This window comes from Caulobacter sp. DWR2-3-1b2 (genome assembly GCF_049896345.1).
Lineage (GTDB): Bacteria > Pseudomonadota > Alphaproteobacteria > Caulobacterales > Caulobacteraceae > Caulobacter.
Genome location: NZ_JAFCUC010000001.1, coordinates 1,194,154 through 1,211,485, shown reverse-complemented (window position 1 = coordinate 1,211,485; position 17,332 = coordinate 1,194,154). Strand labels below are relative to the sequence as shown.

Here is a 17,332-nt window from a genome sequence, read left to right as displayed (position 1 = left end):
GTCTCTCAAACGATGACCAGCCAAACGATGACCAGCGCGACCGGCCTTCCGGCTGATCGCGGCGGACAGGTCTTTCGACCCCTCACCCGACCCCACTCCTTGGGGCCACCCTCTCCCGCAAGGGGAGAGGGAAGACCTCAGATCGGCCGGCCCGTCAGCTTCCAGATCAGCGGGCGCGAGACGCTCATCAGCAGGATGGCCGGGGCCAGGATCACCGCGATGATGTAGCGCTGCACCGTGTCGGCGCGCTTGATGAAGTAGCGCGACAGGCCCACGCCCTTGTGGAACTCGACCTTCATCGGGTGTTCCAGGCTGGTGTGGCCCAGATGGATGACCCTGGCGTTAGGCTGAAAAAGCACCTGGCCGCCGGCCTGGCGGGCGCGCCAGCACAGGTCGATGTCCTCGACGTGCAGGAAATAGCCCTCGTCGAAGCCGCCCAGCAGGTCAAAATCGCCGCGCCGCAGGGCGAAACAGGCGCCGGAGATGGTCGGCATCGGGATCGGCGCGTGCGGCACCGGCTCGTTTTCCCGATGGATCTCGAACTTGCTCAAGCCGGGGAAACGCCCGGTCAGGTGGCTAAAACTCAGCAGGGTGGTCACCGGGGTGACTTCGCCGCGACGTCCGCCGCGCTGCTCGGTGCCGTCGGTGTTCATCACCCGAGCGCCGACCAGGGTGGGCGCCGGCTGGCCCTCGAAGGCGGCGACCAGGGCCTCCACGCAATCGGCCTGCAGGTTGGCGTCGGGATTGAGGAAGATGATGTATTCGCCGCGCGCGGTCTCGGCGCCCATGTTGGCGCCCCGCGCGAAGCCGACATTGCCGTGGCCCTGCTGCAGCACGATGCGCGGTTCGGCCAGGCCCAGCGACCGCAGCATCTCGGCCTCGGACGGGGGCGAGCCGTTGTCGATGATGACGAACTCATCGACCAGCGGCTCCTCCAGAACGTACCGGATGCTGTCGGTCAGGGCCTCCCCCGTCTGGTAGACGACCATGACCACGGAGACACGCGGCCCGATCGGCCGCGCACCCGAGACAAAGGTCGACCGGGAAGCAAGAATGCTGTTCATCAGGCCTTAGCCAACTCCGCTGGGCGGGTCACGGCGGCGCGCTGGCGAGCCAGATCGGGCGGGGTGGCCTCTTCGGTCAGCACCGAGACAGCCTCGGCCAGCGACAGCACCCGCTGCCCCTCGCCGCCCAGGCGACGCAGGGCGACCTCTCCATTCTCAGCTTCCTTACGCCCGACCACAGCAATCACCGGAACCTTGGCGAGGCTGTGCTCGCGAATCTTGTAGTTGATCTTCTCGTTACGAAGATCGACCTCTGCGCGAATGCCCATTGAAGTCAACCGATCAGCGACGCCCTGGGCGTAGTCGTCAGCATCCGACGTAATGGTGGCCACGACAACCTGGACCGGCGCCAGCCACAGCGGCAGGTTGCCGGCGTAGTTTTCCAGCAGAATGCCGATAAAACGCTCAAACGAGCCCAGGATCGCTCGGTGCAGCATGACCGGTCGCTGCTTGGAGCCGTCCTCGGCCACGTATTCGGCGTCGAGCCGCTCCGGCAGCACGAAGTCCAGCTGCAGCGTGCCGCACTGCCAGACCCGGCCGATGGCGTCCTTCAGCGAGAACTCCAGCTTGGGGCCGTAGAAGGCGCCTTCGCCCTCTTGCAGCACCAGGGTTTCACCGGCGGCCTCGGCGGCGGCCGAGAGGGCGGCTTCGGCCTTGTCCCAGACCGCGTCGTCACCTGCGCGAAGCTCCGGGCGCGTCGAAAACTTGGTGTCGGCCAGATGCATGCCGAGGTCGCTATAGACGCTGCGCAACAGTTCGATGAAGCGCGCGCTTTCCTCCGTGACCTGCTCTTCGCGGCAGAAGATGTGGGCGTCGTCCTGGGTGAAGGCCCGCACCCGCATGATGCCGTGCATGGCGCCCGACGGCTCGTAGCGGTGGCAGGCCCCGAACTCGGCCATGCGCAGCGGCAGCTCGCGATAGCTCTTCTGGCCGACATTGAAGATCTGGATGTGGCCCGGGCAGTTCATCGGCTTGACGGCCAAGACCTCGCCCTCGGCGGTTTCGCACATGAACATGGCGTGGCCGAACTTCTCGGCGTGGCCCGAACGCTCCCACAGGCTCTTGTCGAGGATCTGCGGCGTCTTGACCTCGCGATAGCCCGCCGCGTCCAGCCGGCGGCGCATATAGGCCTCCAGCGCCAGGTACAGCGTCCAGCCCTTGGGGTGCCAGAACACCATGCCCTTGCCCTCTTCCTGGATGTGGAAAAGGTCCATGGTGCGGCCCAGCTTGCGGTGGTCGCGCCGCTCGGCTTCCTCGATGCGCAGCAGATAGGCCGCCAGATCGGCGTCGGAGGCCCACGAGGTGCCGTAGATGCGCTGCAGCTGGGCGTTGTTCTGATCGCCGCGCCAATAGGCGCCGGCCAGCTTGGTCAGTTTGAAGGCCTTGCCGACATGCTTGGTCGACGGCAGGTGGGGACCGCGGCACAGGTCTTTCCAGGTGGGGCCCTGGTGATAGACCGTGATCGTGTCGCTGGCCGGCAGGTCGCGGATGATCTGGGCCTTGTAGGTCTCGCCCTTGGACTCGAAGTCGGCGATGGCCACGTCGCGATCGACCTCCTCGCGGCGAATCTTCTCGTCGCGATCGACGATCTGGCGCATGCGGGCCTCGATCGTCGCCAGGTCGTCCAGGCTGAACGGCTCGTCGCGGGCAAAATCGTAGAAGAACCCGTCCTCGATATTGGGGCCGATCGTCACCTGGGTGCCGGGGAACAGCTCCTGCACGGCCTCGGCCATCACGTGGGCGGTGTCATGGCGGATGATCTCAAGCGCCTCGGGCGACTCGCGCGTGATGATCTCAAAGCGGTTTCCGCCGCCCAGCAGATCGGGCGTCAGCGGACGATCCAGGTCCAGCAGCACGCCGTCCAGCTTTATAACGAGAGCCTTCTTCTCCAGCGACTTGGAGATCGAGGCGGCCACGTCGCGGCCCGTCGATCCGTCAGCATATTGGCGGGCCGAGCCGTCGGGGAAAATCAGGTCGATCATTCTTCACATTTCCACTTGCGCGGCTGCGTCGGCGGAGGCGGCGGGTCGAACCCCGAGCCGCCAAACGGATTGCATCGGCAAATCCGTCCCACCGCGAGCCAGGACCCCTTGAAGGGTCCGTGATCCTTGAGCGCCTGGGCCGCGTATTCCGAGCAGGTCGGCAGATACCGGCACTGACGCCCGATGAAGGGCGAGAGCGTCGTCTTGTAGGCCTTCAGGCCCAGGTCGACGGTGCGTTCGTAGAAGGTCATGCCGGCGGTTTCGCGAACGGAGTCGGGTCCTTATCGACTAGCGAAAAGACCCGATCAAGCGGCGCCGGCGCGGCGAGTTCGGGTTTGGTCGGCGGCTGTGGCTGTACGGACAGCCTCGACTGCGGCTTCGAACGCCAAAAGCGTCGAGGCGTGACGGGCGGGATAGTCCTTGACCGGCTCCAGCACGGCGAGCTCCGAAAATCGGCCTGCGGGGGGCGAACCGTTCGACTTCAGCATAGCGCGCAAGGCGTCGCGGGCCAACTCGATCTCGGAAAGATCCGCGCCGACCACCTGGGCGCCCAGGATCGCTGCCGAGGCCTGGCCCAGGGCGCAGGCGGTGACATCCTGGGCGAAGTCGGACACGCGACCGTCTGCCACCGTCACATCGACGATGATTCGGCTGCCGCACAGCTTGGCGGTCTTTTCGCTGCTGGCGTCCGGCGCGGCCAGGCGGCCGGCGCGCGGCATGTTGGCCACCAGGCCCAGGATTCGCGCCGAATAGAGGTCGTCGATCATGACGCTGAGATGGGGGTCTTCTGGCGTTCCGACCAGAGGGCCTCGACATGATCGCGCAAGGCCTCGCCCATGATCGTGAACGCCGCCCGCAGCCGCCTGCGCTCGTCCCGGCTGACGAAGCGGACCAGCGGGCCGATGAACAGCTCGCCGTTGGAGAAGATGGCGTTTTCCTCGCCCTTCTTGTCGATCTCGATATAGCGGATCGCGGTGACGAAGCCCTTCAGCCGCTTGGTGCGCCAGTGGAGCTGCTCGTAGGGCACCCAGTCCTGGACGATCGGCGTCAGGATGTCGGTCCCGCTCTCGGTGACGAACGCCGTGGTCAGGGTCGTGCCGATCCGCATCTCGCCCTCGATGCGCGGATGGACGGGGTTCCAGGCGCCCCAGGTCGCGAAGTCGGAAATCACTTCCCAGACCAGGTCGGCGGGGGCTTGCACCCCGATGCGATGTTCTACGGCGCGTTGCATGGGTCGAAATCCGGCTCTCTGGTCATTCTCATTTTCCGCTCATCCCGGCGAATGCCGGGACCCAGATCCCAGAGCGGGGTGGATGATTGGAGGAGCTCAACGTTTTTGGCGTCAGCCCCAAAGCCATTCCATCTGGGTCCCGGCATTCGCCGGGATGAGCGGTTTATTATGAGTGTAATCTAGTCCCGCACCAGTCCCCCATCCACCACCAGGTTCTGGCCGGTGATCGCGCGGCTCCAGGGCGAGGCGAAGAACAGCACGGCGTCGGCGAACTCGGCGGGCGTGGTCACCCGGCGCAGCGGCGTGCTCTGGGCGATCAGGTCGAAGATCGCCTCGGGCGTGGCGGCGCTGGCGTCGGTGGTGCGCAGCAGGCCGCCCGACAGCATGTTGACGGTGATCCCGCCGGGGCCGAGGTCGGCGGCCGCCGTGCGGGTCAGCGACAGCAGGGCGGCCTTGGCGGCGGTGTAGTCGTGATAGGGCACCACCGGGTTCTGGAACAGGTTGGTGCCGATATTGATCACCCGGCCAAAGCCGGCGTTCTCCATGGCCGGGGCGGTGGCCTGGATGAGGTTCAGCGAGCCGCGCAGCGAGACGTTCAGCTGGCTCTGGAAATCCTCCCACGGGATCGTCTGCAGGGTGTGGCGGCCATCGCCATTGAAGCTGAAGTCGCCCAGGGCATTGTTGATCACCGTGGTGACGTGGCTTCCGAAGTGCTCGGCGGCGTCATTGACCAGGCGGCGAACCGCGTCGCGGTCGCTGACGTCGGCCTGGAGAGCCAAGGCCCCGTCGCCAAGTTCCTCGGCGAGCGCCAGGGCCGCAGCCTCGCTGCGGCGATAGTTGATGACCACCGAGGCGCCCTGATCCGCGAAGGCCCGGGCGATGGCGGCGCCCAGGCCCCGGCCGCCGCCGGAGACCAGGACGATCTGTTCGTCGATGTTCACGCCGATCAGTCCTTCATCCGCCACGTCGCCCCGGCCGGACCGTCCATGACCACCACGCCCAGGGCGTCGATCTCGGCGCGGATGGCGTCGGCGGCGGTCCAGTCCTTGGCGGTGCGGGCGGCGATGCGGCGGGCCAGCAGGTCCTCGACCTTGGCCTTGAGGTCATCGTCGGCGTCGCCCTCGAACCAGGCGTCGGGGTCGGCCTGCAGGAAGCCCAGCATGCCTCCAGCTTGGACTAACGTGTCGCGATGAATGCCGATCAATGTACGCTTGTCAAAATCATGATCGGCCATCAGTACCCCGCGCAGCTCAGAGCTTAGCCCGAACAGCCCTGAGATTGCTCCAGGGGTGTTGAGATCGTCGTAAAGAGACGCGTTGAACCGATCCAGCTTTGGCCGAACTTGCGGGTCTTGCCAGACGTCAGAAAGGTAATCGAAATCACCGATTGCCGCCTTGGCGTCCTGAAGCGTCTTGTACAGCCGGTCCAGGGCCTTGCGGCTCTGCTCGATCAACTCCGGCGTCCAGTCCAGCGGCTGGCGATAGTGGCCCGACAGCAGCGCCCAGCGGATCACCTCGCCCGGGGTGGTCTTCAGCAGTTCGTGCGGGATGATCACATTGCCCAGGCTCTTGGACATCTTCTCGCCGCTCATATCCAGGAAGCCGTTGTGCAGCCAGTAGTTCGCCAACACTGGCAGGTCGTGGGCGCAGCGGCTCTGGGCCAGCTCATTCTCGTGGTGCGGGAAGGCCAGGTCGATGCCGCCGCCATGGATGTCGATGGTCTGGCCCAGGGCCTTGTCGATCATCGCCGAGCATTCGATGTGCCAGCCGGGGCGACCGGGGCCGAAGACGCTGTCCCAGACCGGCTCGTTTTCCTTCGAGGGCTTCCACAGCACGAAGTCGGCCGGGTGGCGCTTGTAGGGCGCGACCTCGACCCGGGCGCCGGCGATCATGTCGTCCATGTTCCGGCCCGAAAGCTGGCCGTAGTCGGGGAAGGCCTGGGTGTCGAACAGCACGTGGTCCTCGGCGGCGTAGGCCGCTCCCTTGGCCACCAGCTGGCCGATCATCTCGAGGATTGCGGCCATGTGCTCGGTGGCCTTGGGCTCAAGCGTCGGCGGCAGGGTCAGCAGGCCGGCGGCGTCGGCGTGGTAGGAGGCCAGGTAGCGGTCGGTGATGACCTTGATATCCACGCCCTCGGCCGTGGCCTTGGCGTTGATCTTGTCGTCCACGTCGGTGACGTTGCGGGCATAGACCACCGCCTCGTCGCCATAGACATGGCGCAGCAGACGGAACAGCACATCGAACACCACGACGGGCCGGAAATTGCCGATATGGGCGTGGTTATAGACCGTGGGCCCGCAGACATACATCGTCACCCGGCTCGGATCGGCGGGGACGAAGTCGCGCTTTTCGCGCGTCATGGTGTCGTGGAGCTTGAGAGTCATGGGAAAGAAGGTCGCCTGACGTAACGGGAGGGTGTTGCCGGAGTTTGTGTGCGTCCCATATAGCTATCTGAGCGTTTTGGAACCACGCCCTTGATGGGCGCCGACACGCCTTCATACGGGTGGCACGCGTAATTCCGGGGCGAAGGGCGCTCCGGCGCAACTCAGCCCGTGGAAAGAAACCTTCCGAACATGGATGCCGTGACCCCCACAAAGACCCTCCTCGAACAGTGCAGCTGCGCTGCGGACGATCTCGCCCGGATAGAGGGGCGCCCCTCCCGCGAACAGGCCATGGCGGCCGTCCGCACCCTGCTGGCCTGGGCCGGCGACAATCCCGACCGCGAAGGCCTGCTTGATACGCCGCAACGCGTGGTCGACGCCTATGGCGAATGGTTCGCCGGCTATCAGGGCGATCCCGCCAAGGCGCTGAGCCGCACCTTCGAGGACGTGCAGGGCTATGACGACATGGTCATGCTGCGCGGCATCGAGGTGCAGAGCCATTGCGAACACCACATGGCCCCGTTCCTGGGCAAGGCCTGGGTGGCCTATATGCCGACTGGCAAGGTCGTGGGCCTGTCCAAGCTGGCCCGGCTGGTCGAGATCTTCGCCAAGCGCCTCCAGACTCAGGAGACCATGACCATGCAGATCACCGACGCCATCGAGGACCACCTGTCGGCCGCTGGCGTGGCCGTGCTGATCGACGCCGAGCACCAGTGCATGAGCACCCGCGGCGTCCACCACCACGACGTCTCGACCATCACCACCCAGTTTCGCGGCGTGTTCAAGACCGACAAGGTGTTGCAGCAGCGGTTCATGGACCTGGTGACGCGGAAATAGGGTTGGGGACATGCACTTGTGCGTGTCCCCATGAAGCCCTGCGTCGGTTGGGGACACGCACAAGTGCATGTCCCCGCATCGGCTCGGGCAGCGGCGCCCGAAGGGGGAATAATGTGGAAAACAGGTCTGGCGGCGGTCGCCGTCGCGATGACGGCGGGCGTGACGATGGCTGAAACTCCAAAAGCCCCCTGGGAGTCCGATATCCTCCCGCCCGCCCTAGCCTGGCATGGGGCCAGCGAGACGCTGATCGCCAAGCCGTCCGACCCGTGGATCACGCCCTCGGAGCTGACCGGCCTGACCGCCTCTCCCAACTATGCCGAGACCCGCGCCTGGCTGGAAAAGCTCGACACGGCCTCGCCGCTGATCCGCATGGAAAGCTTTGGCCAGTCGCCGGAAGGTCGTGACCTGCTGGTGGTGTTCGTCAGCAAGGACGGCGCGGCCTTCGATCCCGAGAAGCCGGTGCTGCTGGTCCAGGCTGGCATCCATCCGGGCGAGATCGACGGCAAGGACGCCGGCATGATGCTGCTGCGCGACATCGCCTTCGGAAGGGGGGCCTTCCCCGCCAAGGACGCCCTGCTCGATAAGGTCAACCTGGTCTTCGTGCCAATTTTCAGCGTCGATGGCCATGAGCGCGCGTCGCCCTACAGCCGTCCCAACCAGCGCGGCCCGGTGGTTCAGGGCTGGCGCCACACCGCCCAGAACCTCAATCTCAACCGCGACTACGGCAAGCTCGACTCGCCGGAGATGCGGGCGATGATCACGCTGATCGGCAAGGTGAAGCCCGATCTCTACATGGACATCCACGTCACCGACGGCGAGGACTACCAGTACGACATCACCTATGGCTGGGCCGGCTACAGGGGCGACTTCGCACGCTCGAAGGCGACCTCGGCCTGGCTCGACAACAGCTTCCTGCCGGCTACGGCGGCGGGTCTGAAGGCGGCGGGCCACATCCCCGGCCAACTGGTCTTCGCGCTCGATGAGCGGGATCCGAAGAAGGGCCTGGGCGCCTCGCCGGCGTCGCTTCGCTATTCCAACGGCTATGGCGACGCCGCCCACATCGCCACTGTGCTGGTCGAGAACCATTCGCTCAAGCCCTACCGCCAGCGGGTGCTGGGGACCTATGTGCTGCTGGAGGAGGCCCTGAAACTGCTGGCCCGCGACGGCGCCGCCTTGCGGGCCGCCGAGCTTGCGGACCGCGCCGCGCGCCCCGCCGTGGTCAAGGCCAATTTCGGGGCCGATTTTGGGGGCGGCGGCAAGCCGCTGCGCATCGAGAGCTTCCTGGGCGTGCAGTTCGAGACCTATGTCTCGCCCGCCTCGGGCCACCAGGAGGTGCGGTGGCTGGGCAAGCCCGATCCCGTACCCTGGTCATTGCCGCTCTACACCAGCCAGCCGGCCCTCGACCTGACCCCGGCCAAGGCCTACTGGATTTCCTCGGCCAAGCCCGAGATCATCGAACGCCTGCGCATCCACGGCGTGGCGATGGAGGCCCTGGCGGCGCCCCGGACGGTGTCGGTGGACATGATCCGCTTCACCGCCCCCAAGCTCGCGACCCGCGCCAATGAGGGCCATGTCGAGCTCACCGCCGGCCCGGTCACCCACGAGACTCGCACCGTCACCTTTCCGACCGGCTCGGTCCGCGTCTCGACCGACCAGCCGCTCGGCGAGATGGTCACCCTGCTGCTTGAGCCGGAAAGCGATGAGAGCTTCTTCGCCTGGGGCATGTTCCCCGAAGTGCTGCAGCGCGTCGAATATATCGAGGGCTACGCCATCGCCCCGCTCGCCGAGAAGATGCTGACCGCCGATCCGGCGCTGAAGGCGCAGTTCGAGGCCAAGCTGGCCGCCGACCCAAAGTTCGCCGCCGATCCCGACGCCCGGCTGGGGTGGTTCTACGCGCGGACGCCCTATTACGACGACCACTACCGGCTCTATCCAGTCGGGCGAGAACTCTAGCCGGGGACACGCCGCAAAGGCATGTCCCCGTCTTGGACGGCCCTCGGTCGCCCGCCCGACGATCCGGCTTGCCAGCTTCGTCGAACGCTGGGCCTTATGCGGCCACGCTAGACCAAGTCTCACGAGTACGCCCGATGGACACCGTCGCTTCCGGTCACGCCGCCGCCCTGTGGGTCGGCCTGCATGTCTTCCTGCTGCTGACCCTGTCGCTGCTGGTCGTGCGGCTGCGCCAGAAACACAAGGTGGCCCTGGGCGACGAGGGCATTCCGGAGCTGGCCCGCGCCATCCGCGCCTTTGGCAACGCCAGCGAATATGTCCCCGTTGGCCTGGCGGCGATCATCACCCTGGCCCTGGTCGGCGCCCCGCCCCTGGCCATCCACGTGGTGGGACTGATGCTGTTCGCCGGCCGGCTGATCCATGCCGTGGGCCTGTCCAACAGTGGCGGCGCCTCGGTTCCGCGCGCCCTGGGCATGATCTGCACCTGGGTGGCCTATATCTTCGCCGCCGTGGCCCTGCTGTTCTACGCCATCGGATGAGCTATCGCGGGCCAGGCGCCAGCGCCCGGCCCGCAGCGCGCCTAGGCCAAGTGCTTGAGCAGCGCCAAGGCGGCCGGCCCCGATGAGGCGGGGTTCTGGCCGGTGATCAGCAGGCCGTCTTCCACCACGTAGGGCGCCCAGTCGTCGCCCTTGGTGTAGAGGCCGCCGTTTTGCTTGAGGCTGTCCTCGACCAGGAACGGCACGATCTTCGTCAATTGCACGGCGTCTTCCTCGGTATTGGTGAAGCCGGTGACGGTCTTGCCCTCGACCAGCGGCTTGCCGTCCGGCGTCTTGACGTCGCGCAGCACGCCTGGGGCGTGGCAGACCAGGGCCACCGGCTTACCGGCCTGAATCGCGGCCTCGATCAAGTCGATCGACACCTTGTCATTGGCCAGGTCCCACAGCGGGCCGTGGCCGCCCGGATAGAACACCGCGTCATGATCGGCGACGACGACCGTCGACAGCTTGACAGTGGCGGCCAGGGCCGCCGTGGCCTCGGCGTCGGCCTTGAACCGGCGGGTGTCGTCGGTCTGGGCGTCGGGCTCGTCGCTCTTGGGGTCGAGCGGCGGCTGGCCGCCCAGCGGCGAGGCCAGGGTCAGCTGGGCCCCGGCGTCCTTGAAGACATAATAGGGGGCGGCCAGTTCCTCGAGCCAGAAGCCCGTCTTCTTGCCGGTGTCGCCCAGCGTGTCGTGCGAGGTCAGGACGATCAGGATCTTCATGGCGTTTATCCGGGGTGCAATCCGCGAGGATCTAGGGTTGGGCGGGTCGGGGCATAATGGTGGGCGCGAGGACAGGGCCGCTCCGCGTCAACCGTCATATAATGCTCGCTCCCGGCCATCGAACCGCCGAGAGGGCAAATAAATCGCCGTCCCGAGCCCGACCGCATGCCGCGCGACGCCAGGTCGCGCTGACCAGGCCGCCAATGCCTTGCCCCCGCCCCGCCGCCTCGTCCATAAGACCCCATGGACGAAAACCTGTTGCAAGACGTGCTCGCCGACGCCCGCAAAGCCGGCGCCGACGCCGCCGAGGCTGTGTTCGCGCAGCGCCAATCCCTTTCCGTCGGCGTTCGCCTGGGCGAACTGGAAGAGGTGGAGCGCGAGGAATCCCGCGACATCGGGCTGCGGGTCTTCATCGGCCAGCAGAGCGCGACGGTGTCGGGCTCCGACATCTCTGCCGAGGGCCGCGCCAAGCTGATCGACCGGGCCGTGGCGATGGCCCGCCTGGCCCCCGAGGATCAATATGCCGCCCTGGCCCCGGCCGAGCGCCTGGCACGCGGGCCGTTCCGCGACCTGGACCTCTACGACCCGACCGAGCCTACGGCCGAGACCCTGGAGACCCAGGCCCGCGAGGCCGAGGCCGCCGCCCGCGCCGTGGCGGGCGTGACCAATTCCGACGGCGGCTCGTCATCCTGGAGCGCCTCGACCTGGCGGCTGGTGACCACCGAGGGCTTTTCCGGCCTGCACCAGGCCAGCGGCTTTGGCGTCAGCGCCTCGGCCATCGCCGGCGAGGGCGCGCTTATGGAGCGCGGCGGCGAAGGCCGCTCGACCCGACACGCCAGTGACCTGCCGACCCCGGAAAGCATCGGGACCAAGGCTGGCGAGTCGGCCGTCGCCAAGCTGAACCCGCGCAAGATCGCCTCGACCACCGCCCCGGTGATCTTCGAGAACCGCCTGGCCATCTCGCTGCTCAGCCCGCTGATCGGCGCGATCTCCGGCCCGTCGATCGCCCGCGGCACATCGTTCCTGAAGGACAGGCTGGGAAAGGCGGTCTTCGCCAAGGGCGTCAATCTGCTCGACGATCCGTTCCGGATGCGCGGCCTGGGCTCGGCCCCGTTCGACGACGAGGGGGTGGCCTGCGAGGCGCGCGCCCTGATCGACGACGGCGTGCTGACCACCTGGATCCTGAACATTGGCTCGGCCAAGCAACTGGGCCTGCAGAGCACCGGCCACGCCTCGCGCGGCCTGGCCGGCCCCTCGGGCGTCTCGACCCATAACCTGACCCTGCAGCCGGGAACCCGCGACATGGCCGGGCTGATGGCCGACGCCGGCACGGGCCTGCTGGTCACCTCGATGTTCGGCCCCTCGCTGAACGGCAATACCGGCGACTGGTCGGTGGGCTGCTCCGGCTTCTGGTTCGAGAACGGGGTCTCGACCGGCCCGGTCACCGAGATCACCGTGGCCGGCAACCTGATCGACATCTATGCCCGCCTGGTCGTCGGTTCCGACCTGGAGCTGCGCGGGGCCAGCAACAGCCCGTCGCTGCTGGTCGACGGCCTGGCGATCGCCGGCAAATGACGGATCTGGATCTGATCCTCGAGGCCGCGCGCGAAGCCGGAGCCCTGGCGGTTTCGGCCCGCGAGAAGGGCCTTAAGGTCTGGTCCAAGGCGGGCGGCTCGCCGGTCACCGACGCCGACCTGGCGGTGGACGCCCTATTGAAGGAGCGCCTGATGACGGCTCGGCCCGGCTACGGCTGGCTGTCGGAGGAAACCGCCGACGATCCGGCCCGCCTGGCGACGACGCGACAGTTCGTGGTCGATCCGATCGACGGCACGGCGGCCTATCTGAAGGGCAAGCCGTGGTTCTCGGTGTCGATCGCTGTCGTGGAGGGCGGTAAGCCCGTGGCCAGCGTCGTCCTGGCTCCGGCCCTGGACGAGACCTACGCCGCCGCCGTCAGCGAAGGGGCCACCCTGAACGGCGCGCCCATCAAGCCTAGCGCCGCCACGCAGCTCGACGGCGCGGCCATGCTGGGCGACGCCAAGATGTTCGCCTATCCCGGCTGGCCCGAGCCCTGGCCGCCCATGCGGATCGAGAGCCGCAACTCGATCGCCTATCGCATCTGCCTGGTGGCCTGCGGCGACTTCGACGCCGCCATCGCCCTGTCGTCCAAGAACGAGTGGGACCTGGCGGCCGGCGACCTGATCTGCGCCGAGGCTGGGGCGGTGCTGGTCGATCATAAGGGCCGCGGCTTCACCTATAACCGCCCCAATCCGCTGCTTCCGAGCGTGGTTTGCGCCAATAAGCCGCTTGCCCCGTTGATCCTGTCTCGCGTCGGGCATATCGACCTGCAACAACGATAACCTCCGCGCAGGACATTCCACCCCATGAGCGACAAGCAGCTTCTTCACCTGGTCATCGGCGGTGAACTGAAAGACGTTTCGGGCGCCGAGTTTCGCGACCTGTCCAAGGTCGAGTTCGTCGGCGCCTATGCCAGCTATGCCGACGCGCACGCCGCCTGGAAGGCCAAGGCCCAGGCGACCGTCGACAACGCCCACGCCCGGTACTTCATCATCCACGCCCACAAGTTGCTGGACCCGAGCCTGGGCTGATAATTCCTCCCCCTGTGGGGAGGCGATCGCGAAGCGATCGGTGGGGGGAGTTTAGGGTCGATCGACCCGAATGCGGCAGAGGTCGTATCACTCTCCCCGCCGCCGGCTTCGCCGACACCTCCCCCACAGGGGGAGGACTTACCTACTCCCGCCGCAAGATCCTCTCCGTGACGATCCCGCCGATCATCCCCGACCGGAAGTCGGCCTTCATCGCCACCGGGTCATATTCCGGGCTCTCCACCCACTGGGTGAAGGTCAGACCCTTCGGCGCTGCGTCCGTCAGATAGCGCTCGAACACATAGTCCAGCACCCCCGTCTTGCCCTGCTTGATGTGCAGGTACTTCAAGGAGAGCTGCTCGCGCGCCTCTTCGATCGGCAGGCCGAGGCGATAGTGGGCATAGAGCACGCTCATGATCCCCGCCCGGTCCGCGCCCGACTTGCAGTGCATCAGGGCCGGATATTCGATACTCTGGAACAGGTCGCGGGCGCCCAGCACCCGCTCCTTGATCGGCACTTCGCGCGAGGTGATGACGAAATCGACCATCTTCAGCCCAAGCTGCTCGCAGGCATATTTTTCGAGCGCGTAGAAGCTGCCGTCGAACCCGCCGCGCAGGTTGATGACGGTCTTGATCCCCTTGGCCTTCCATTCCGCCAGTTGGTGCGGCCAGGGCTGGTTGGTGCGCACCAGCTCGGGGCTGATCCAGTGGTCGTTCTTGAAGCCGAGACGCAGATAGGCGTGGTCGTTCCACAGATAGTGGAGATAGGTGCGAAACCGCCCCCAGCGGGTGGTCGTGTCGTAGCCGGGCAAACGGGCGATCCTTCGGTGAAGGCCCCTCATTAGGAGCAACAGCCCTGTAATGCAAAAGCCACAGGGACGCACGCCCGCCGCACTGGCCCGCCATGGTCACGCTTGACACCATGGCCACGAAATCCGACCCCTGCCCCATGACCGACCCCGTCGCGCCGCAAGCCAGCAACCGCGCCCTCGCCGCGCGGATCTGGCGCGAGTATCTCAAGCCCCGCCGCAATCGGCTGACGGTGGCCCTGGTCAGCGCCGCGATCATCGCCGGCCTGAGCGCCGCCCTGGTCGAGGTGCTCAAGCCCGCCGTCGATCAGCTGATCACCCACCCACAGCCCGGCGCCCTGGTGCGCATTCCGCTGCTGATCGCCGCGATCGCCATCGCCCGCGGCCTGTTCCAGGTGCTGCAGACCACCTCGATCAACCGTATCGGCAACGGCGTGGTCGGCGATATGCAGGTGCGATTGTTCGGTAGGCTGGTCCGCTCGGACCTGGCCCGGCTGCGCGGCGCCCATTCGGGCTCCTATGTCTCGTCGATGCTGTATGACGCCACCCTGATCCGCGAGGCGGCGACCAGCGGCGTGGTCAATTACACCCGCGAATTCCTGACCGTGATCGGCACCCTGGTGGTGATGTTCCGGCTGGACTGGATGTTGGCGGCCGGCGTGCTGATCATCGCCCCCGTCGCCAGCCTGTTCATCCGGCGGTTCTCCAGAAAGACCACCAAGGCCGCCAAGGGCGCCATGGGCGAGACCTCCAACCTGTCGACGGCGATCATGGAAAGCCTGGACGGCGTCAAGATCGTCAAGATGGAGAACCGCGAGGCCTATGAGGAAGGCCGCGTGGCCGCCGTGGTCGAGCGCCGCCAGCGTCATCTGATCAAGGGCTCCAACGCCAAGGCCATGGCGGCCCCGGCTACCGAGACGTTCGGCGCCCTGATCACCGCGGCGGTGTTCGCCTATGCCGGTTGGCGAGCGGCCACGGGCGGCATGACCGCCGGGGTGTTCACCGCCTTCATCGCGGCCCTGGCCATGGCCCTGCAGTCGCTGCGCCAGGTCGCCAACCTGCAGACTGTGTTCAGCGAAGGTCTCACCGCCGCCCGCCGGCTTTTCGAGTCTCTGGACGTCGAGCCCGCCATCATTGATCCATCCGACGCCAAGGCCTTGCCGGCCGGCGACGCGACCATCGTCTTCGACCAGGTCAGCTTCGCCTATGGCGCCAACGCCCCGGCCCTGCACGACGTGTCGATCAGCGCCAAGCGCGGAGAAACCGTCGCCTTGGTCGGCCCGTCGGGCGGCGGCAAGAGCTCGCTGCTCAACCTGATCCCGCGGTTCTACGACGTCACCGCCGGGACGGTGACCATCGACGGCCATGACGTGCGCGACGTGACCCTGGAGTCTCTGCGCGACCGCATCGCCCTGGTCACCCAGGAGCCGTTCCTGTTCGACGACACCATCCGCGCCAATATCGCCTATGCCCGGCCCAGCGCCGCCGAGGACGAGATCGAGGCCGCAGCCCGCCAGGCGGCGGCGCACGACTTCATCCTGGAACTGCCGCTGGGCTACGACACGATCGTCGGCGAGGCCGGGGCGCGGTTGTCGGGCGGCCAGCGCCAGCGCATCGCCATCGCCCGCGCCTTCCTGAAAGACGCCCCGATCCTGCTGCTGGACGAGGCGACCAGCGCGCTCGACACCGAGAGCGAGGCCCAAGTCCAGGCGGCGCTGGAGCGGCTGATGGCTGGCCGCACCACCATGCTGATCGCCCACCGCCTGTCGACCGTGAAGGGCGCCGACCGCATCTATGTCATCGACCGGGGCCGGGTGGTCGAGACCGGCGCCCACGCAGAGCTGGTGCGCCACAAGGGCCTCTATGCGCGCCTGGCCAAGGCCCAGGACCTGGACCATCTGCCGCCCGGCCCGGCAGAGGAAGCCTCCGCTTGAGGCCGCTGCGCTCACGCTGGGTCATGACGGCCATGACCAATCTGATGGTCGGCTATCTGCGGCTGACCTACGCCACCCTGCGTTGGACCCATGAGAACCGGCCGCTGGCCGAAAAGGTCTGGGCCGACAGCCTGGTCTCGAACACCGGCGCGATCCTGGCCCTGTGGCACTCGCGGGTGCCAGTGGGGCCGACCGCCTGGCCGCAGGGACCCGACAAGCCGGAAATCCGGGTGCTGGTCTCGCAGTCGCGCGACGGCGAGTTCATCGCCCGGGTGATCGCCAAGCTGGGCTTGCCCGCGATTCGCGGCTCATCGCTGAAGAAGACCGACACCGCCAAGAACAAGGGCGGCGAGCAAGCTTTCCGCGACATGGTCAAGTGGGTGCGCGACGGCGGGGCCATGGCCATCACCCCCGACGGTCCGCGCGGTCCGGTCGAGGACCTGCAGAAAGGCGCCGTCGCCCTGGCCCGGGTGACCGGCGCGCCGGTGCTGTTCGTCGGCATCGCCATGAAGCCCTGCATCCGGCTCAACACCTGGGACCGCACCATCATCCCCCTGCCGTTCGCCAAGGCCGCCATGGTCTGGGACGGCCCCGCAACGGCCGGCCGAGACGACGATCCCGACGCCCAGGCCGCGGCATGGGGCGCGCGGCTGTCGGCGGTGTCGCGCCGGGCGGAGGTGTTGGTGGGCGAGACCCGGGCGGTCTAGGCGCCGCACGCCCAGCGACCGGTGAAGACGCGGCTGGCGCCGTCGGCCCGCTGGAAAGTCAAGGTTGCCGGGCGGGGCGGAGATTCGCCGCCGCCGGTGGGCGGTCCGGTCAGCGCGATCCGGATCGTCTTGCCAGCGCCGTTGAACACCGCGCCCTTCAGCATTCCGTCGAAGCCGCCGGGGGCGGCGATTCGCTCGACCGAGTCGCCAACCTTGACCAGACCCAGGGCGGCGTCCTTCGAGGCGACATTGCCCTTGGCCACCACCAGGGGCGAGCCCGTCTCCGTGTAAAAGCCGCAGGCCAGTTCGCCGTCCAGAGGCTCGGCCTCCAGGTCGGCGTCCGACAGGGCCGACAGCTGGATCGCCGATCCGTCGCCGCCGACCGTGGCGCTCTCCGGCGCGGCGGCGGGCGTGACGGGCGTCGGGGCCGCTGGGGTCTCGACGGCGCTGGGCGCCCCCTTAGGCGCGGGGGTCGCGCTGTCCGCCGGCCCCGGATCAGAGCAAGCGCTCAGCGCGCAGGCCGAAAGGATGGCCGCCCAAAGCGGGGGCCGTACGCGAAGTCCTGCCATGGTCGAAGT

18 protein-coding genes are annotated in these 17,332 nt (G+C 67.3%); 8 read left to right on the top strand and 10 right to left on the bottom strand.

Features of this window, described 5'->3' with window-relative positions; genetic code table 11:
• Positions 1–137 precede the first annotated feature (137 nt).
• From ACP694_RS05920 to cysS, 7 genes are all read right to left on the bottom strand, one after another.
• Positions 138–1,064, bottom strand: a complete 927-nt coding sequence (locus ACP694_RS05920) for a glycosyltransferase family 2 protein (protein ID WP_426011167.1) — start codon at positions 1,062–1,064, stop codon at positions 138–140.
• A complete protein-coding gene (gene thrS, locus ACP694_RS05915) occupies positions 1,064–3,046 on the bottom strand; it encodes a threonine--tRNA ligase (RefSeq protein ID WP_426011166.1) in 1,983 nt (660 codons plus the stop codon). Before thrS ends, ACP694_RS05920 begins: the two co-directional genes overlap by 1 nt.
• Positions 3,043–3,297, bottom strand: coding sequence for a membrane protein insertion efficiency factor YidD (gene yidD / locus ACP694_RS05910; protein ID WP_426011165.1), 255 nt, complete (start codon positions 3,295–3,297; stop codon positions 3,043–3,045). The genes thrS and yidD overlap by 4 nt, the downstream gene beginning before the upstream one ends.
• A gap of 54 nt (positions 3,298–3,351) precedes the next feature.
• Positions 3,352–3,813, bottom strand: coding sequence for an iron-sulfur cluster assembly scaffold protein (locus tag ACP694_RS05905; protein ID WP_426011164.1), 462 nt, complete (start codon positions 3,811–3,813; stop codon positions 3,352–3,354).
• Positions 3,810–4,277 carry an SRPBCC family protein gene (locus ACP694_RS05900; protein WP_426011163.1) on the bottom strand — a complete coding sequence of 156 codons (468 nt, stop codon included), beginning with the start codon at positions 4,275–4,277 and terminating at the stop codon, positions 3,810–3,812. Before ACP694_RS05900 ends, ACP694_RS05905 begins: the two co-directional genes overlap by 4 nt.
• 179 nt (positions 4,278–4,456) lie before the next feature.
• The gene (locus ACP694_RS05895; protein ID WP_426011162.1) at positions 4,457–5,218 is read right to left on the bottom strand and encodes a 3-oxoacyl-ACP reductase; all 762 of its coding nucleotides are present in this window, start codon (positions 5,216–5,218) and stop codon (positions 4,457–4,459) included.
• A 5-nt stretch (positions 5,219–5,223) separates the two neighbouring features.
• A complete protein-coding gene (cysS, locus tag ACP694_RS05890) occupies positions 5,224–6,660 on the bottom strand; it encodes a cysteine--tRNA ligase (protein WP_426011161.1) in 1,437 nt (478 codons plus the stop codon).
• 189 nt (positions 6,661–6,849) lie between these two features.
• Between cysS and folE the strand changes: the two genes are divergently transcribed.
• From folE to ACP694_RS05875, 3 genes are all read left to right on the top strand, one after another.
• A complete protein-coding gene (gene folE / locus ACP694_RS05885) occupies positions 6,850–7,494 on the top strand; it encodes a GTP cyclohydrolase I FolE (protein ID WP_426011160.1) in 645 nt (214 codons plus the stop codon).
• A 111-nt stretch (positions 7,495–7,605) separates the two neighbouring features.
• Complete coding sequence (locus ACP694_RS05880) at positions 7,606–9,447, top strand: M14 family metallopeptidase (protein WP_426011159.1); 1,842 nt, start codon at positions 7,606–7,608, stop codon at positions 9,445–9,447.
• A gap of 134 nt (positions 9,448–9,581) precedes the next feature.
• Positions 9,582–9,983 (top strand): MAPEG family protein, encoded by a 402-nt coding sequence (locus ACP694_RS05875; RefSeq protein ID WP_426011158.1) that lies wholly within the window; start codon positions 9,582–9,584, stop codon positions 9,981–9,983.
• 41 nt (positions 9,984–10,024) lie between these two features.
• On the opposite strand, the gene ACP694_RS05870 is transcribed toward ACP694_RS05875, so the two are convergent.
• A complete protein-coding gene (locus ACP694_RS05870) occupies positions 10,025–10,702 on the bottom strand; it encodes a type 1 glutamine amidotransferase domain-containing protein (protein ID WP_426011157.1) in 678 nt (225 codons plus the stop codon).
• Positions 10,703–10,945: 243 nt separating this feature from the next.
• Between ACP694_RS05870 and ACP694_RS05865 the strand changes: the two genes are divergently transcribed.
• From ACP694_RS05865 to ACP694_RS05855, 3 genes are read left to right on the top strand one after another with little or no spacing between them, the layout of a single operon-like run.
• Positions 10,946–12,277 carry a TldD/PmbA family protein gene (locus ACP694_RS05865; protein ID WP_426011156.1) on the top strand — a complete coding sequence of 444 codons (1,332 nt, stop codon included), beginning with the start codon at positions 10,946–10,948 and terminating at the stop codon, positions 12,275–12,277.
• Positions 12,274–13,059, top strand: a complete 786-nt coding sequence (locus ACP694_RS05860) for a 3'(2'),5'-bisphosphate nucleotidase CysQ (RefSeq protein WP_426011155.1) — start codon at positions 12,274–12,276, stop codon at positions 13,057–13,059. Before ACP694_RS05865 ends, ACP694_RS05860 begins: the two co-directional genes overlap by 4 nt.
• 24 nt (positions 13,060–13,083) lie before the next feature.
• Positions 13,084–13,308: a DUF4170 domain-containing protein gene (locus ACP694_RS05855; RefSeq protein WP_426011154.1), complete on the top strand. Its 225-nt coding sequence runs from the start codon at positions 13,084–13,086 to the stop codon at positions 13,306–13,308.
• A gap of 142 nt (positions 13,309–13,450) precedes the next feature.
• On the opposite strand, the gene ACP694_RS05850 is transcribed toward ACP694_RS05855, so the two are convergent.
• Entirely contained in the window at positions 13,451–14,146 is a 696-nt protein-coding gene (locus ACP694_RS05850) for a protein tyrosine phosphatase (RefSeq protein ID WP_426011153.1), read from the bottom strand.
• A gap of 107 nt (positions 14,147–14,253) precedes the next feature.
• Between ACP694_RS05850 and ACP694_RS05845 the strand changes: the two genes are divergently transcribed.
• Both ACP694_RS05845 and ACP694_RS05840 read left to right on the top strand, forming a co-directional pair.
• On the top strand, positions 14,254–16,047 hold the full coding sequence (locus tag ACP694_RS05845; protein WP_426011152.1) for an ABC transporter ATP-binding protein: 1,794 nt from the start codon (positions 14,254–14,256) through the stop codon (positions 16,045–16,047).
• A complete protein-coding gene (locus ACP694_RS05840) occupies positions 16,044–16,754 on the top strand; it encodes a lysophospholipid acyltransferase family protein (protein WP_426011151.1) in 711 nt (236 codons plus the stop codon). Before ACP694_RS05845 ends, ACP694_RS05840 begins: the two co-directional genes overlap by 4 nt.
• Here the strand turns inward: ACP694_RS05840 and ACP694_RS05835 are convergent.
• A complete protein-coding gene (locus ACP694_RS05835; RefSeq protein ID WP_426011149.1) occupies positions 16,751–17,323 on the bottom strand; it encodes a hypothetical protein in 573 nt (190 codons plus the stop codon). The genes ACP694_RS05840 and ACP694_RS05835 overlap by 4 nt on opposite strands.
• Positions 17,324–17,332 lie beyond the last annotated feature (9 nt).

Coding starts and splice junctions, on each gene's coding strand:
- ACP694_RS05845 (WP_426011152.1), top strand. CDS start 14,254: ATGACCGACCCCGTCGCGCCGCAAGCCAGCAACCGCGCCCTCGCCGCG.
- ACP694_RS05920 (WP_426011167.1), bottom strand. CDS start 1,064: ATGAACAGCATTCTTGCTTCCCGGTCGACCTTTGTCTCGGGTGCGCGG.
- ACP694_RS05850 (WP_426011153.1), bottom strand. CDS start 14,146: ATGAGGGGCCTTCACCGAAGGATCGCCCGTTTGCCCGGCTACGACACG.
- ACP694_RS05870 (WP_426011157.1), bottom strand. CDS start 10,702: ATGAAGATCCTGATCGTCCTGACCTCGCACGACACGCTGGGCGACACC.
- ACP694_RS05855 (WP_426011154.1), top strand. CDS start 13,084: ATGAGCGACAAGCAGCTTCTTCACCTGGTCATCGGCGGTGAACTGAAA.
- ACP694_RS05860 (WP_426011155.1), top strand. CDS start 12,274: ATGACGGATCTGGATCTGATCCTCGAGGCCGCGCGCGAAGCCGGAGCC.
- ACP694_RS05900 (WP_426011163.1), bottom strand. CDS start 4,277: ATGCAACGCGCCGTAGAACATCGCATCGGGGTGCAAGCCCCCGCCGAC.
- ACP694_RS05905 (WP_426011164.1), bottom strand. CDS start 3,813: ATGATCGACGACCTCTATTCGGCGCGAATCCTGGGCCTGGTGGCCAAC.
- ACP694_RS05875 (WP_426011158.1), top strand. CDS start 9,582: ATGGACACCGTCGCTTCCGGTCACGCCGCCGCCCTGTGGGTCGGCCTG.
- cysS (WP_426011161.1), bottom strand. CDS start 6,660: ATGACTCTCAAGCTCCACGACACCATGACGCGCGAAAAGCGCGACTTC.
- ACP694_RS05835 (WP_426011149.1), bottom strand. CDS start 17,323: ATGGCAGGACTTCGCGTACGGCCCCCGCTTTGGGCGGCCATCCTTTCG.
- ACP694_RS05880 (WP_426011159.1), top strand. CDS start 7,606: ATGTGGAAAACAGGTCTGGCGGCGGTCGCCGTCGCGATGACGGCGGGC.
- thrS (WP_426011166.1), bottom strand. CDS start 3,046: ATGATCGACCTGATTTTCCCCGACGGCTCGGCCCGCCAATATGCTGAC.
- ACP694_RS05865 (WP_426011156.1), top strand. CDS start 10,946: ATGGACGAAAACCTGTTGCAAGACGTGCTCGCCGACGCCCGCAAAGCC.
- folE (WP_426011160.1), top strand. CDS start 6,850: ATGGATGCCGTGACCCCCACAAAGACCCTCCTCGAACAGTGCAGCTGC.
- yidD (WP_426011165.1), bottom strand. CDS start 3,297: ATGACCTTCTACGAACGCACCGTCGACCTGGGCCTGAAGGCCTACAAG.